This is a genomic window from Pseudoxanthomonas mexicana (assembly GCF_046736355.1).
Taxonomy (GTDB): Bacteria; Pseudomonadota; Gammaproteobacteria; order Xanthomonadales; family Xanthomonadaceae; genus Pseudoxanthomonas_A; species Pseudoxanthomonas_A mexicana_B.
In genome coordinates, this window is sequence record NZ_CP157201.1 from 892,255 (window position 1) to 907,915 (window position 15,661).

Genomic DNA, 15,661 nt, shown 5'->3' on the forward strand with positions numbered 1-15,661 from the left:
CTTTCGGTGCGCGGCATGCGCGCGCGAGTGGGTTGCCGCGCGTCAGCCGCGCGGTGCGGATGCGGGCATGGCGCCCAGGTGGGCCGGTTCCAGCCGCGGCGCCAGCAGGTGTACCACCGCCAACGCCAGCAGGTAGGCCGAGCCGGCCATCAGAAACACCGGCAGGTAGCTGCCGGTGCTCTGCAGCAGGAAACCGGTGAAGGTGGCGATCATCATGCCGCCGACCGCGCCGGCGAAACCGCCGATGCCGACCACCGAGGCGACCGCATGGCGCGGGAACATGTCCGAGGTCAGGGTGAACACGTTGGCCGACCAGCCCTGGTGGCCGGCCGTGGCCAGCCCGATCAGCGCGACCGCCAGCCACAGGTTGTCGGCCTGCGCCGCGAACACGATCGGCACCACGCACAGCGCGCAGACGAACATGGCGCCCTTGCGCGCGCGGTTGACGCTCCAGCCCAGCCGGATGAAACGGCCGGCCAGCCAACCGCCCATGATGCTGCCGACGTCGGCGAGCACGAAGATCACCACCAGCGGCAGGCCCAGCCCGAGCAGGGTCAGCCCGTATTCGGCGTGCAGGAACTTCGGCAGCCAGAACAGGAAGAACCACCAGATCGGATCGGTCATGAACTTGGCGGCGACGAAGGCCCAGGCCTGGCGGTGGCGCAGGATGCGCGACCACGGCACCTTGACCGAAGGTTCCGGCGGATCGCTGCGGATGTGCGCCAGTTCGGCGGCCGACAGCGCCGGCTGCTGCTCGGGCGACTTGTAGGTCAGCAGCCACACCGCCAGCCAGGCCGCGCTGAGCACGCCGGTGAACAGGAAGGCCGCCTGCCAGCCCCAGGTCATCGCGATGATCGGCACCAGCAGCGGGGCGACGATGGCGCCGATGTTGGAGCCCGAATTGAAGATGCCGGTGGCCAGCGCGCGCTCGCGGCGCGGGAACCATTCGGCGACGGTCTTGATCGCGGCGGGGAAATTGCCGGCCTCGCCCAGGCCCAGCACGAAGCGCGCGAGCATGAAGCCGGCGACGCTGGCGGCCAGCGAGTGGCTCATCGCGGCGATGCTCCATACGCAGATCGCGATGGCGTAGCCGACCCTGGTGCCGAGCCGGTCGATGATCGCGCCCGCGCACAGCAGGCCGATCGCGTAGGCGGCCTGGAACGCGGTGACGATGTAGCCGTACTCGATCTCGTTCCAGCCGATTTCCTGCTGCAGGAACGGCGCCAGCACGCCCAGCACCTGGCGATCGATGTAGTTGATGGTGGTCGCGGCCAGCAGCAGGGCGCAGATGCGCCAGCGGTACCAGCCGACCTTCTCCAGCGGCGCGGAGGCCTGCGCGGGCGTCGTGCCGCTCATGGCGCGGCATGCCCGGCGGCGGCACGCCGGCTGCCGCATCGCGCCATCCCCGTGGAGTTCATCGCGTACCGCGTCATCGTCCGCCCCCGCGCAATACCATTTCTGATAGCGCTACCATTATCACAGGAGGGGCAAGGAAAGCTACTGCCGCCGCCCGGGCCCGTCGTGGCCTTCGCCTTCCGCCCGCTCGGTAGCGTAATTCAAGCGGTTTTACCCGTGCCGATGACGAAATCGCGGGGCCGCCGCCGCCATGCTGCTATGCAGCGTGTAGGAGTCTAATGGTAGCGCTACCATCAATCGCGAAGGGCCTTGCAAGGCAGCTGTAGCGTCAAGAACGGTAATACCCACAACCAGCCAACAGGCGCGTTCCGCACCATCGCGGAACCGCCGAATCACCAGAAACGGGAGGGGAGTACGGTGCACAACAAATACGCAAAATCGACTTTGTCGCACGCGCTGGGCCTGGCGTTGCTCAGCCTGGCGGGCGCTCCGCTGCTGGCGCAGGCGCAGGCCACCGCGCCGGCGCAACAGCCGGCGGGCGGCGAGTCCGCGGTGGAACTGGATCGCATCACCGTCACCGGCTACCGCCAGAGCCTGCAGTACGCGACCGACGCCAAGCGCGAATCGACCGGCTTCACCGACTCGATCTTCGCCGAGGACATCGGCAAGTTCCCGGATACCAACATCGCCGAGTCGCTGACCCGCATCCCGGGCATCCAGCTCAGCCGCGACGTCAACGGCGAAGGCCTGAACATCGGCATCCGCGGCCTGGGCAACAGCTTCACCAAGACCACGATCAACGGCGCGTCGGTCGCCACCGCCTCGATCGGCCTGGACGCGACCAACCAGAACCGCGAAGTCGACCTGAACCTGTTCCCGACCGAGTTCTTCAACCAGCTGACGGTCTACAAGTCGCCCAAGGCCAGCCTGGTCGAAGGCGGCGCGGCCGGCGTGGTCGACATCCGCAACGCGCGTCCGTTCGATCGCCCCGGCACCCACATCACCTACCACCTGCAGGCCGACTACAACGACATCGCCGACGAGATCAGCCCGCGCGGCTCGTCCCTGTTCAGCTGGACCAACGAGCAGGGCACCTTCGGCGCGCTGGTCGGCGTGACCTCGACCCGCGGCCGCATCGGCGTGGAAGGCTACGAGACCATCGGCTGGACCAATCCCAACCTGACCAATGCGCAATGCGGCAACGGCGGCGCCGCCGGCGGCTTCCCCGCCCTGGGCCAGCCCTGCAACGTCACCGGCGGCAACGGCTGGCGCATCCCCGACACCGTGCCGAACAACCCGTCGACGGTCGGCGCCGGCCTGACGCCGGGACAGAGCATCGACGCGGCCTGGCTGCTGGCGCGCAACCCGGGCCTGACCACCGCGCAGATCGGCGAGGCGCTGATGCCGCGCCTGGGCCGCCCCGTGCACATGTCCGGCGACCGTGATCGCGACGGCTTCCTCGGCACGCTGGAATGGCGGCCGAGCGACACCCTGCACTTCTGGCTGGACACGCTGTACACCAAGGCGCACCGGACCAACCAGCGCATCGACATGAACCTGGTCGGACGCAACGGCAACATCATCCCGCTGGACATGAAGCTGGACGCGAACAACGTCATCACCAGCGCCACTTTCACCAACGCGCAGTTCTTCCTGGAGGCGCGGCCCTACGTCGAGGACGTGCAGTACTGGCAGGCCTCGCCCGGGGCGACGTTCTGGTTCGGCGAGGACGGCGGCATCAAGCTCGACCTGCAGGCGCACAACAGCCGCAGCTGGATGCGCCGCGAGTCGCCGACCATCCTGATCAACTCGCCGTTCACCACCCTGCAGTACAGCAACGACGGCAAGCTGCCGACCTGGACCACCAGCCTGGATCTCAACGATCCCAACCTCGGCTGGACCTGGGCCGGCGGCCGCCTCAACGTGCAGAACGAGAAGCGCGTGACCGAGACCCGCGGCGCCCGCGCCGACCTGCAGTTCGGCGAGGACCGGCGCAACGTCCGCATCGGCGTGGCCTACGACGAGAACGAGCGCCGCATCCAGGGCTTCGACAACAGCGGCGCGTGGGAGGACCTGGTCTGCCGCGGCCTGAACCCGGACGGCAGCGTGCCCAATCCGCGCCCGTCCTGCTCCGGCGGCCCGCTGGCGCTGGTTTCCGACGCGGAACTGGCCGGCTACCTGCGGCCCGGCCCGTTCGGCTTCATCGACATCGACGCCGATCGCTTCAAGCGTGACACCGACTACGCGCGCTTCCGCGACGGCGCGCCGGAATCCGGCGGCCCCAACACCGGCGGCTCCACCGGCGGCTTCGCCGAGGAAACGCTGGCCGCCTATGTCGAGGTCAACGGCGAGGCCGACATCTGGAACCGTCCGCTGCGCTTCAACGCAGGCGTGCGCTGGGCCAGCACCGACCAGTCGGTCAGCGGCCCGGTCACCCTGGGCGGCGTGCGCCGCTGGCAAACCCTGGACGGCGACTACAGCGAATGGCTGCCCTCGTTCAGCGCCGCCTGGGACGTGGCCGACAACGTCGTGCTGCGCATGTCCGGCTCGCGCACGATGACCCGCCCCAACCCCAGCTCGATGCTGCCGGCTACCACCTTCACCGATCAGTCGGCGCAGGTGGCCAACCAGGGCAACCCGGACCTGACGCCGTACATCTCGACCAACTTCGACCTGGGCGGCGAGTGGTACACCGGCGCCGAGGGCTTCGTCGGCCTGACCCTGTTCAACAAGCGCGTCGAGGGCTACACCTTCCAGGGCGTGACCACGCGCCCGTTCCGTTCCCTTGGCATCCCGCTGGAGGACCTGACCGACACCCAGCGGCAGGCGCTGGACCAGCGCGGCGGCCCGGACGTGGCCACGGTCAACGTCAACCAGCAGGTCAACGCCGACGCCGAGCTGGAGATCCGCGGCTGGGAGGTGATCTGGGTACAGCCGCTGGGCTTCGTCTGGGAAGGCCTGGGCTTCATGGCCAACTACACCAGCATCGACATCAAGACGCTGGGCAAGGACGCGCGCGCGCTGGCCGGCAACGTCTACGGCGTGGCGCCGTCGCTGTGGAACGCGACCACGTACTGGGAGAACGATGTCGCCTCGGTGCGGCTGTCCTACTCCTGGTCCGAGGGAGCGGTCGGCACCGGCCCCAACCAGCAGGGCATCCCGTTCGCGCAGATCTACGGCACCGACCGCGGCCAGCTCGACCTGTCGGCCAGCTACACGCTCAAGGGCGTGTGGTCGCAGCCGCAGCTGACCTTCAACGTGCTCAACATCACCGGCAAGGAGCGCCGCTCGTACTTCGCGTTCCCCAACGCGGTCAACGACCAGTACGACCCGGGCACCACCTTCATGGTCGGCATCCGCGGCACGTTCTGAGCCACCGCCTGCGCTGACCGCAAGGCGACCCGCGGCCCGCACCGGCACTGCGCCGGGCGGGCCGCGGCATGTCGGCGGCGCGCATCGGCGATGATGTCGCGCGCTCCGTCCCCAACACTCCAGCGGTGGTCATGAACACTACTTCCGAAGTCCTCCCGGTCAGGGAAAAGATCGGCTACAGCCTCGGCGACCTGGCGGCCAACCTGATCTTCCAGACCCTGGTGACCTTCCTGGCGTTCTTCTACACCGACGTCTACCGCATCCCGGCCGCCACCGCGGCGACCATCATCTTCGTCGTCGGCCTGCTCGGCGCGTTCGTGTTCACGCCGGTGGTCGGCATCCTGGCCGACCGCACCCGCAGCCGCTGGGGCAAGTTCCGCCCGTGGATCCTGTGGACGGCGATCCCGTTCGGCGTGCTGTCGCTGCTGGCCTTCAGCACGCCGGAACTGGGCGAGCGCGGCAAGGTGACCTATGCGCTGGTCACCTACACCCTGCTGATGCTGGTCTACGCGGCCAACAACCTGCCGTACGCGGCGCTCAGCGGCGTGCTCACCGGCAACATGGCCCAGCGCAACAGCCTGTCGTCCTACCGTTTCGTGGCGGTGATGATCGCGCAGTTCGTCATCCAGGTGCTGCTGCTGCCGCTGGTGCTGATCCTCGGCGACGGCGACCGCGTGCAGGGCTTCCACAACGCGATGATGCTGTTCGCCGTGGTCGGCACGGTGTTCTTCCTGATCACCTTCTTCACCACCCGCGAGCGGGTGGTGCCGACGGCCGAACAGGGCTCCAGCATCGGCCAGGACCTGCGCGACCTGGCGCGCAACCGCCCCTGGCTGGTGATGCTGGCGCTGACCGTGCTGGTGTTCGTCACCCTGGCGCTGAAGGGCGGCATGTACGTCTACTACTTCCAGTACTACCTCAGCGAGCCGGCGCTGGCCGCGTTCCTCGACGGCATCGGCTTCAACCGCGCCATCGCCGGCCTCAACGCGGCGCTGACCGGCGTGGGCCTGACCGAATTCCGCTGGCCGCAGGACGCGCCGACCTCGGCCTTCAGCCTGTTCAACGCCGGCGGAATCGTCTTCATGATCGTCGGCATCGGCTTCTCGCGGCGGCTGGCCGATCGCTTCGGCAAGCGCGACGTGTTCGGCGGCGCGCTGCTGGTGTCCACGCTGTTCATGCTGGCGTTCTACCTCTACCCGCCGGACGCGATCGGGCTGGTGTTCGCCTCGCAGATCCTGCACGGCTTCTTCTACGGCATCACCATCCCGCTGCTGTGGGCGATGATCGCCGACGTGGCCGACTACTCGGAGTGGAGGAACAACCGCCGCGCCACCGCGATCATCTTCTCGGCGATGCTGTGCGGGCTGAAGGTCGGCCTGAGCGTGGGCGGCGCGCTGGTGGCCGGCATCCTGGCCCATTACGGCTACGACGCGGCGCTGCAGGCGCAGTCGCCGGCCACCGTGGGCGGCATCCGCCTGGCCATCAGCCTCTACTGCTCGCTGCCGTTCCTGGCCGGCGTGGCCCTGCTGTTCCTGTACGAGATCAACAAACCGCTGGAAACGCGGATCGAGCGCGAACTGGCCGCGCGCCGCGCCGGCCAGCCGGCCTGATCCGCCCACGCATCGGAGTTCCCCCATGGCAGATCGCGAATACACCCGGGCCGAGCTGCAGGCGCTGGCCGACAAGGCCCTCTCGCAGCCGCTGGTCACCCACCTGCATACCGCCGATCCCTCGGCGCACGTGTTCGAGGGCAGGCTCTACGTCTACGCCTCGCACGACATCGACGCCGGCGCCGCGTTCGACGACGACGGCGGCCACTTCTGCATGGAGGACTACCACGTGCTGCGGCAGGACCACCCGCAGGGCGAGGCGGTGGACTGCGGGGTGGCGCTGCACCTGCGCGACGTGCCGTGGGCGGCGCGGCAGATGTGGGCGCCGGACGCGGCGGTGAAGGATGGCCGCTACTACCTGTATTTCCCGGCCAAGCGCGCCGACGGCGTGTTCCGGATCGGGGTGGCGGTGGGCGATCGCCCGCAGGGGCCGTTCACCGCCGAGCCGCAGCCGATAGACGGCAGCTATTCCATCGACCCGGCGGTGTACGCCGACGAAGACGGCGCGCACTACCTGTATTTCGGCGGGCTGTGGGGCGGGCAATTGCAGCAATATCGCGACAACCTGCGCGCCGACCACCATGCCGAGCCGGCCGACCACGAACCGGCGCTGGGGCCGCGGGTGGCCAGGCTGGGCGAGGACATGAAGCAGTTCGCCGAGCCGCCGCGCGAGGTGCTCATCCTCGACGAGGACGGCCGGCCGCTGCGCGCCGGCGACCACGAGCGCCGCTATTTCGAAGGCCCGTGGATGCATCGCCACCAGGGCCGCTACTACCTGTCCTATTCCACCGGCAACACGCATTTCCTCTGCTACGCGATCGGCGACAGTCCCTATGGCCCTTTCACCTGGCAGGGCCGGATCCTGACCCCGGTGGTCGGCTGGACCACCCACCATTCGATCGTCGAGTTCGACGGCCGCTGGTGGCTGTACTACCACGACGCGCTGCAGTCCGGCGGGGTGACCCACCTGCGCTCGGTCAAGGTCGCGCCGCTGGATTACGACGCGCAGGGGCGCATCGTCACCCTGCATCCCTATGGGGAATGAGCCGCGCCGCGCGCCGGCGCAGGACGACGCGCTGCGCCCGTTCGCGCCGGGGCCGCTGATCGCGATCGCCTCGGATCGGCTCACGGTCCACCTCGCCCCCGACGCCGGCGGCCGCATCGCGCAGATCGCCTGCGACGGCGAGCCGTGGCTGGTCGGGCACCACGAGGTGCCGGCGATGATCGGCTGGGGCAGCTATCCGATGGCGCCGTGGGCGGGGCGGCTGCGGCGGGGCCGGTTCGGCTTCGGGGGACGCGAGTACCGGCTGCCGCCCAATCTCGGCGCGCACGCGATCCACGGCGTGGCGTTCGCGCTGCCCTGGCGCGTCGATCGGCATGCGCGGGACTGCATGGAGATGTCGCTGCCGCTGCCCGAGGACGCGCGCTGGCCGTTCGGCGGCCTGTGCCGCCAGCGCATCGAAGTGCAGGGCGCGCGCCTGGCGATGACGCTGTCGGTGACCGCCGGCGCGCGCGCGATGCCGGTGGTGCTCGGCTGGCATCCGTGGTTCCGCAAGCCGGAGCGGGTGGAGTTCGCGCCGCGCGAGGCCTATCCGCGCGACGCCGAAGGCATCGCCGTCCATCCCCTGATCGAACCGCCGCCGGGCCCGTGGGACGACTGCTTCGTCAACGAGGCCCCGATCGTGCTGCACCGCGCCGGGCAGGCGCTGCGGCTGGCCTCGGACTGCCGCCACTGGGTGGTGTACGACGGCGCCCCGCACGCCAGTTGCTTCGAGCCGCAGAGCGGCCCGCCCGATGCGTTCAACCTGGAGCCGGCGCCGCTGGCGGCGGGCGCCACCCGCTCGGCCTGGTTCCGGCTGGAGTGGGACTAAAGCCTGTCGCCGCCCTCCACGCCCGGCCGGGGCAGGGAGGGCGGGCGCGCATCAGGCCGGCAGCGCCAGGTCGTCGATCAGCGCCTTGAGGAAGCGCGCCGCCTCGCCGCCGGTGCAGGCGCGGTGATCGAAGGTGACCGACAGCGGGATGACCTTGTGCGACTCGAAGCCGCCCATCACCGGCGTGACCTGGTGGCGGGCACGGCCGGCGCCGACGATGGCCACGCACGGCGGCACCACCACCGGGGTGGCGTAGCGGCCGGCGAACATGCCGAAGTTGGACAGCGAGATGGTGTAGCCGCTCAGCTCGGAAGCCGGGATGCTGCGATCCTCGACCTGCGCGCGCAGCCGGTTGACGCCCTCGCGGATGCCGCGCGCGTCGAGGATGTCGGCGTTGCGCAGCGCCGGCACGAACAGGCCGTCGTCGGTGTCCACGGCGATGCCGATGTCCACCTGCGGGTGCAGGGTGCGGGTCAGCTTGTCGCCGTCGAACCACGCGTTCAGCGCCGGCACCGCCTGGCAGGCGCGGACGATGGCGCGGATCAGGCGCACGGTGACGTCGTTGCCCGGCGTCCACGCGTGCACGTCGGCGTCGTCGCTGAGCGTGGTCGGCACCACCTTGGCGTGGGCGTCGGCCATCACCCGCGCCATGTTGCGGCGCACGCCCTTGAGCTGCTCGGGCTGGCCGCTGACCGAAACGCCCGGCGGCTGCGTGCGCATCGGCTTGCCGGAGGCGGACAGTGCGGTGCGCTCGTGCGCTTCCCTTCCCCCGCTTGCGGGGGAAGGTGCCCGGACGGCGGATGCGGGCGTGGTTCCAGACGCGGCTGAACGCACGGCGGGCGATGCTGAGGCCCCTCCCGCGCGGGCGCTGCCATCCGCCGCCGCCTGCTTCACGTCCGCCATCGTCACCGCTCCGTCCGCGCCGCTGGCGCGCACGCGCGACAGGTCCACGCCGAGCTTGCGCGCCATCGCGCGCACCGCCGGCATCGCCTTGACCCCGCCCACGGCGATCGCCTGCTCGGCGTGCACCGCGTTGGAGGACTGCATCGCGCCGACCACGGTGCCGGCGTCGTCGCGCTCGCCACCGGCGTCGTTGCCGCCCTGCGCCTCCGACGGCGCGGGCGCGGCCGGCAACTGGCCGCCGTCGTCGCTGGCGATCACCTTGCCCGCGGCCGGCGCCGGCGCGCCGGCGCCGTGGCCGCTGGCCGGGCCGTGGTGGTGGCCGGTGTCCTGGCCCTCGGCGCGCTGCGGCAGGTTGGGATCGGGTTCGAACACCGCCAGCATGGTGCCGGTGACGACGATGTCGCCCGCGCCGCCAGCCAGCTTCAGCACCTTGCCGGACACCGGCGAAGGCACCTCGACCACGGCCTTGGCCGTCTCCATCGACACCAGCGGCTCGTCCAGCCGGATCACGTCGCCTTCCTTGACGAACCACTCGACGATGGTCGCGTCGGGGAGGCCTTCGCCCAGGTCGGGGAGGTTGAAGGTCTTGCTCTGGCTCATGCGGGTTCCTGCTCTGTATGCGTATTCGTGTGCGTTCGCCGGCGCGGCCCGCGCGCTGCCGCGGCGCCACGCCGGATGGGGGGTGCGAAGGGGGCCGGCGGGCCGGCCCGCATCAGCCGCTGGCCAGCGCGCGCCTGGCCGCGGCGACGATCTTGTCCACGCTGGGCAGGTACTTCATCTCCAGCCGGAACAGCGGGATGTGGGTGTCGTAGCCGGTGACGCGCTCGACCGGCGCGAGCAGGTCGTACATCGAATGCTCGGCCAGGCGCGCGGCGATCTCGGCGCCGAAGCCGGCGGTGCGCGGAGCCTCGTGCACGATCACGCAGCGGCCGGTCTTGCTCACCGACTCGGCGATGGTGTCGAAGTCCAGCGGCTTGAGCGTGGCCACGTCGATGACCTCGGCGCTGATGCCCTCGGCGGCCAGCTTGTCGGCGGCCTCCAGCGCTTCCTTGACCTGCGCGCCCCAGCTGACCAGGGTCACGTCGGTGCCGTCGCGCAGCACGAAGCACACGTCCAGCGGCAGCGCCTCGCCGTCGTCGGCGACCACTTCCTTGTACTGGCGGTAGATGCGCTTGGGCTCCATGTAGATCACCGGATCCGGATCCCGGATCGCCGCCAGCAGCAGGCCGTAGGCGCGCTGCGGGCTGGACGGCATCACCACGCGCAGGCCCGGCACGTTGGTGAAGATGGATTCGTTGGCCTCGCTGTGGTGCTCGGGCGCGCGGATGCCGCCGCCCCACGGCACGCGCAGCACCATCGGGCAGTGCAGGCGGCCGCGGGTGCGGGTGCGCAGGCGCGCGGCGTGGCAGATGAGGTGATCCAGCATCGGGTAGACGAAGCCGTCGAACTGCGCCTCGGCCACCGGCTTCATGCCCTGCGCGGCCATGCCGACCGCCAGGCCGGCGATGGTGGTCTCGTCCAGCGGGGTGTCGAGGATGCGCTCGGCGCCGAAGCGCTGTTGCAGGCCGGCGGTGGCGCGGAACACGCCGCCGTTCACGCCCACGTCCTCGCCCAGCACGATGACCGAGTCGTCGTGGGCGATCTCCCAGGCCAGCGCCTGGGTGATGGCCTCGATGAGGGTGATGGCGACGGGTGTGGCCGCCTTGTCGTTGCTCGCCACCGTAGTCGCTCCTGCCGGGGTCGTGGGGGACTTGTCGATCACGCTGCTCATTGGCGGCCCTCCGCGGCGATCGCGGCGGCGCGCTGGGCCAGCAGTTCCGGCGGCGGATCGGCGTACAGGTAGTCGAACATCGCCTCGACCGGCTGCACCGGCGTGTTGAGGTAGGCGTTGACCTCCTCGTCCACGCGCGCGCCGCATTCGGCCTTCCAGGCGGCCTCCTCGTCCTCGCTCCACAGGCCCTGCGCGGTCAGCCAGGTGCGCAGGCGGGTAATCGGGTCGCGTTGCCACGCCGCCTTGACCTCGGCATCGTCGCGGTAGCGGCGCGCGTCGTCGGCGGTGGTGTGGTCGGACAGGCGGTAGGTGACCAGTTCCAGCACGCTGCCGCCCTGGCCCTTGCGCGCGCGCTCGGAGGCGCGGCGCATCGCCTCCAGCACGGCGATGAGGTCGTTGCCGTCGGCCTGCAGGCAGTGCAGGCCGCCGGCCAGGCCCTTCTGCGCCAGCGTCTGCGCGCCGGTCTGCGCGCTGCGCGGCACCGAGATGGCCCAGCCGTTGTTGACCACGCACAGCACCAGCGGCAGCTCGTAGGCGCCGGCCGAGTTGAGCGCGGCGTAGAAGTCGGTCTTGGACGAACCGCCGTCGCCGCAGGTGGCCACGGCGATGTGCGGCTGCCGGCGCAGCTTGAACGACAGCGCCGCACCGGCCGCGTGCAGGCACTGGGTGGAGATCGGCACGCAGAACGGGAAGTCGTTGCGGGCGTCGCTGCCGCGGTCGAAGTCGCTGCCGCGCTCGTCGCCGCCCCAGTACATCAGCACGTCGCGCATGCGCACGCCGCGCATGAACATCGCGCCGTACTCGCGGTAGCTGGGCGCGTAGACGTCGCCCGGCTGCATCGCGGCGCCGATGCCGACGTGGGCGGCCTCGTGGCCCAGGCAGGAGGCGTAGGTGCCCAGCTTGCCGGTGCGCTGCAGGGCGATGGCCTTGGTGTCGAAGGTGCGCACGAACAGCATCTGCCTGAACAGCTCGCGCAGGCGCGCGGTGTCGCGCCCGGCCTCGGGCAGGTCGTCCCGCACCAGGGTGCCGTCCGGCCCGAGGTACTGGAGGTATTCGATCTCGAATCTTGCGGCGATGGTCATCGAAACAGGTCGCTCGTGGGGATTGGTTGCAAATGGTATGACCGCACATGTTAAGGAAGCGGAGCCCAACCCCCGTCCTGCGCTGCAACAACACACCGCCGGATGGAGTCCGCAGCGCAGGCGGAAAGCGAAGCGCGGCGCGGCTTTGCCGGCGGCGCGGCGGCCGCCGGCGCGATCGTCGCGCCGCCTCGCCGGGCGAGGTGGATCGCGCCGCCGGGCGTGCGGCGGCGGCCATCGGTTACCCTTGCCCGCTCACTGCAGGATGCAGCACCCCCGCGAGCCGCCATGTCCGTCGAGAACAATCAGCGTCCCCTCGAACAGTCCATCCATACCGACCTGGAGGGACGCCTGACCTACGGCGGCTACCTGCGCCTGGACCGGCTGCTGTCGGCGCAGCAGCCGGTGTCCGACCCGCAGCACCACGACGAGATGCTGTTCATCATCCAGCACCAGACCTCGGAGCTGTGGATGAAGCTGCTGATCCACGAGTTGAGCGCGGCCATCGGCTTCCTCCGGCGCGACCAGGTCTGGCAGTGCCGCAAGGTGCTGGCGCGCAGCAAGCAGGTGCTGCGCCAGCTGATCGAGCAGTGGTCGGTGCTGGAGACGCTGACGCCGTCGGAGTACATGGGCTTCCGCGACCTGCTGGGGCCGTCGTCGGGCTTCCAGTCGCTGCAGTACCGCACCATCGAGTTCCTGCTCGGCAACAAGAACGCGGCGATGCTGAAGGTGTTCGCCCACGATCCGGAAGGGCAGGCGCGGCTGGACGAGGTGCTGCGCGCGCCAAGCCTGTACGAGCAGTTCCTGCAGTACCTGGCGCGCTTCGGCCACGCCGTGCCGGCCACCCAGCTGCAGCGCGACTGGAGCCTGCCGCACGCCGACGACGCGGCGCTGGTGGACGTGTTCGAGCGCATCTACGCCGACACCGACCGCTACTGGCGCGAGTACGCGCTGGCCGAGGATCTGGTCGATCTGGAAAGCCAGTTCCAGCTGTGGCGCTTCCGCCACATGCGCACGGTGCTGCGGATCATCGGCTTCAAGCCCGGCACCGGCGGATCCAGCGGCGTGGGCTTCCTCAGGCAGGCGCTGGACCTGACCTTCTTCCCGGAACTGTTCGAGGTGCGCACGCGCATCGGCCGACCGGTGGCTGCCCCCGGCTGAGCGATGGCCTGGGTGCAATGGCTGCCGGCGGGCGTGGCGGTGGCGGTGCTGGCCGCCGCCGCGCGCCGGCTGCCCTGGTACAAGCTGCGCGGCGACGCCGAGGCGCAGCGCGTGCTCGGCATCGCCACCGCCGCGCTGATCCTGATGCGCGGCTTCAACACCCACGGCCTGGGCGGGGCGCACCTCAACTTCACCTGCGCGGTGATCGCCACGCTGATGTTCGGCCCGCGCTTCGCGCTGTGGGCGCTGGCGGCCGCGTCGCTGACGGCCAGCTTCTTCGGCCAGGCCTGGATCGGCTTCGGCCCGGACTTCATCGCCACCGCGCTGCTGCCGGTGCTGTGCAGCCTGGGCCTCTCTCGCGCGGCCGAGCGCTGGCTGCCGCCGCACCTGCTGATCTACGTGATGGTGCAGGCCTTCCTCGGCGGCGCGCTGGCGATGCTGGTGTGCAACCTGTTCAAGGCGGCGGTGGCGGCGTGGCTGGACGTGGGCAGCGCCGGCGCCTACCTGATCGCCACGCCGCTGATGATGTTCGGCGAAGGCTTCCTCAGCGGCGGCACGATGGCGCTGGTGGTGGTGTACCGGCCGCAGTGGTGCGCGAGCTTCGACGACGCGCGCTACCTGCCGCCGCCGCGTTGAGCCTGAACAGGGGAAGGCGCCAGCGCCGGCACCGGCGCGAGGCCTCGATCTTTGACGCGGACCACCCGCGTCGGTAATGCTGCCGCGTCCCGCGGGGGCCGCAGGGCTTTCCGCATCCGTTCAACCCGTATGTCCAGGGGGAAACCACCGCATGAGCGTCGAGACCATCGCGCCCAAACTCGAACCCATCCCGCCGCAGCCGCCGAGCGAGCCGCCCTCCTATCCGCAGTTGATGGGGCATCCGCGGCCGCTGTGGATGCTGTTCATGACCGAGTTCTGGGAGCGCTTCGCGTTCTACGGCATGCGCTGGGCGCTGGCCCTCTACATCGTCGCCCAGTTCTATGGCGGCGACAGTGCCGGCGAAGCGCCGGCCAGCCGGCTCTACGGCGCCTACCTGGCGCTGGTCTACGCCGCGGCCCTGTTCGGCGGCTACGTCGCCGACCGCGTCATCGGCTACCAACGCTCGATCCTGCTCGGCGCGGTGATCATGGCGACCGGCCTTTTCCTGATCATGCTGCCGAACGAACAGCTCTTCAGGCTCGGCCTGGCCACGGTCATCGTCGGCAACGGCCTGTTCAAGCCCAACATCTCGACGATGGTCGGCAAGCTCTACGGCGCGACGGACGGCCGCCGCGATTCGGGCTTCACCCTGTTCTACATGGGCATCAACCTGGGCGCGATGATCGCGCCGTGGCTGACCGGCATCCTGGCCGAGCGCGTGATGGGCGGAACGCCCGAGATGCCGGCCTACAAGGTCGTCTTCCTCGTGTCGGGCATCGGCATGCTGATCAGCCTGGTGTGGTTCTGGTTCGGCCGCAGGCAGTTGCAGGGCGTCGGGCGGCCGCTCGCGGGCGCCGAAGGCACCGGGCGCGTCCTGGTGACCGCGATTTGCGCGGTCATCGCCATCCCGGTGATTTATTTCCTGCTGTCGATCGGCGCCGGCGCCCTGCAGTGGATCCTCTCCGCGCTGTTCATCGCGCTGTGCGTGCTGATCCTCAAGGAGGGCTTCCGCGACGGCGCGGTGCGGCGCGACATGGCCATCGCCATGCTGATCATCTTCGTGTTCAACGTGCTGTTCTGGTGCTTCTTCGAGCAGGCGGGCAGCTCGTTCAACTTCCTCGCGCAGAACATCGTGAACCGCGATTTCAATGGCTGGATCTTCCCGGTCGGCTGGTTCCAGTCGGTCAATTCGCTGGCGATCATCACCCTGGCGCCGCTGCTGGCCTGGCTGTGGGTGAAGATGGGGCGCCACAATCCGTCGATCCCGCGCAAGTTCGGCCTCGGCCTGATCTTCAACGGCCTGGCCTTCCTGCTGCTGATGTTCGCGTTGTCGAGCCTGGTCGACCCGCAGACGCTGAAGATCCCGTTCTGGACGCTGTTCATGGTCTACGTCATCCAGTCGGTCGGCGAGTTGTGCCTGTCGCCGATCGGACTGTCGATGGTGACCAAGCTGGCGCCGGTGCGGCTGGTCGGCTTCGGCATGGGCGGCTGGTTCCTTTCGACGGCGATCGGCAACAACCTGTCGGGCATCTTCGCCAGCCACGTCAGCGGCGAAAGCGGCATGAACGTCGAATCGGCGTTGTCCGGCTACACGTTCGGTTTCTGGGCGCTGGTGATTCCCGGCGTGCTGCTGTTCGTGATCGCGCCGCTGATCCAGAAGCTGATGCACGGCGTGAAGTGACGATTCCGCCCGCGCCCGCGAGCGGGCGGCTTTGCGGAAACGTCATCCCTGCCGGCCCCTGGATTCGATGGAGTAGCCTCTCTCCCCCGCTTGCGGGAGAGAGGGTGCCGAAGGCGGGTGAGGGGGAGACGAAGACGACAATCGCAACGCAGCATCATCGTTCCGCAGCCAGGCTCCACCACTCGACCGGCATTGCGCACGCACAGACAGAAAAACGGCGG

11 protein-coding genes are annotated in these 15,661 nt (G+C 69.9%); 7 read left to right on the top strand and 4 right to left on the bottom strand.

Annotated elements, in window-relative coordinates; translation table 11 throughout:
* Positions 1-42: 42 nt before the first annotated feature.
* On the bottom strand, positions 43-1,356 hold the full coding sequence (locus AAG688_RS03970; protein ID WP_411834057.1) for an MFS transporter: 1,314 nt from the start codon (positions 1,354-1,356) through the stop codon (positions 43-45).
* Between the two features lie 417 nt (positions 1,357-1,773).
* On the opposite strand from AAG688_RS03970, the gene AAG688_RS03975 reads away from it, so the two are divergent.
* The 4 genes from AAG688_RS03975 to AAG688_RS03990 all read left to right on the top strand — a co-directional run bounded on the left by AAG688_RS03975 (position 1,774) and on the right by AAG688_RS03990 (position 8,209).
* Positions 1,774-4,728 (top strand): TonB-dependent receptor, encoded by a 2,955-nt coding sequence (locus AAG688_RS03975; protein WP_411834058.1) that lies wholly within the window; start codon positions 1,774-1,776, stop codon positions 4,726-4,728.
* A gap of 131 nt (positions 4,729-4,859) precedes the next feature.
* Complete coding sequence (locus AAG688_RS03980) at positions 4,860-6,338, top strand: MFS transporter (RefSeq protein ID WP_411834059.1); 1,479 nt, start codon at positions 4,860-4,862, stop codon at positions 6,336-6,338.
* Between the two features lie 25 nt (positions 6,339-6,363).
* Positions 6,364-7,383: a glycoside hydrolase family 43 protein gene (locus AAG688_RS03985; RefSeq protein WP_411834060.1), complete on the top strand. Its 1,020-nt coding sequence runs from the start codon at positions 6,364-6,366 to the stop codon at positions 7,381-7,383.
* Entirely contained in the window at positions 7,373-8,209 is an 837-nt protein-coding gene (locus AAG688_RS03990; protein ID WP_411834061.1) for an aldose epimerase, read from the top strand. The genes AAG688_RS03985 and AAG688_RS03990 overlap by 11 nt, the downstream gene beginning before the upstream one ends.
* 51 nt (positions 8,210-8,260) lie before the next feature.
* Here the strand turns inward: AAG688_RS03990 and AAG688_RS03995 are convergent, their stop codons facing one another.
* From AAG688_RS03995 to pdhA, 3 genes are all read right to left on the bottom strand, one after another.
* Positions 8,261-9,712, bottom strand: a complete 1,452-nt coding sequence (locus tag AAG688_RS03995) for a dihydrolipoamide acetyltransferase family protein (RefSeq protein ID WP_411834062.1) — start codon at positions 9,710-9,712, stop codon at positions 8,261-8,263.
* 112 nt (positions 9,713-9,824) lie between these two features.
* Positions 9,825-10,832, bottom strand: a complete 1,008-nt coding sequence (locus AAG688_RS04000) for an alpha-ketoacid dehydrogenase subunit beta (protein ID WP_411834063.1) — start codon at positions 10,830-10,832, stop codon at positions 9,825-9,827.
* Between the two features lie 47 nt (positions 10,833-10,879).
* Entirely contained in the window at positions 10,880-11,965 is a 1,086-nt protein-coding gene (gene pdhA / locus AAG688_RS04005; protein WP_411834064.1) for a pyruvate dehydrogenase (acetyl-transferring) E1 component subunit alpha, read from the bottom strand.
* Positions 11,966-12,250: 285 nt separating this feature from the next.
* On the opposite strand from pdhA, the gene AAG688_RS04010 reads away from it, so the two are divergent.
* From AAG688_RS04010 to AAG688_RS04020, 3 genes are all read left to right on the top strand, one after another.
* Positions 12,251-13,123, top strand: a complete 873-nt coding sequence (locus AAG688_RS04010) for a tryptophan 2,3-dioxygenase (protein WP_411834065.1) — start codon at positions 12,251-12,253, stop codon at positions 13,121-13,123.
* A 3-nt stretch (positions 13,124-13,126) separates the two neighbouring features.
* Positions 13,127-13,759, top strand: a complete 633-nt coding sequence (locus AAG688_RS04015) for an energy-coupling factor ABC transporter permease (RefSeq protein ID WP_411834066.1) — start codon at positions 13,127-13,129, stop codon at positions 13,757-13,759.
* Between the two features lie 151 nt (positions 13,760-13,910).
* A complete protein-coding gene (locus AAG688_RS04020) occupies positions 13,911-15,440 on the top strand; it encodes a peptide MFS transporter (protein ID WP_411834067.1) in 1,530 nt (509 codons plus the stop codon).
* Positions 15,441-15,661: the final 221 nt, after the last annotated feature.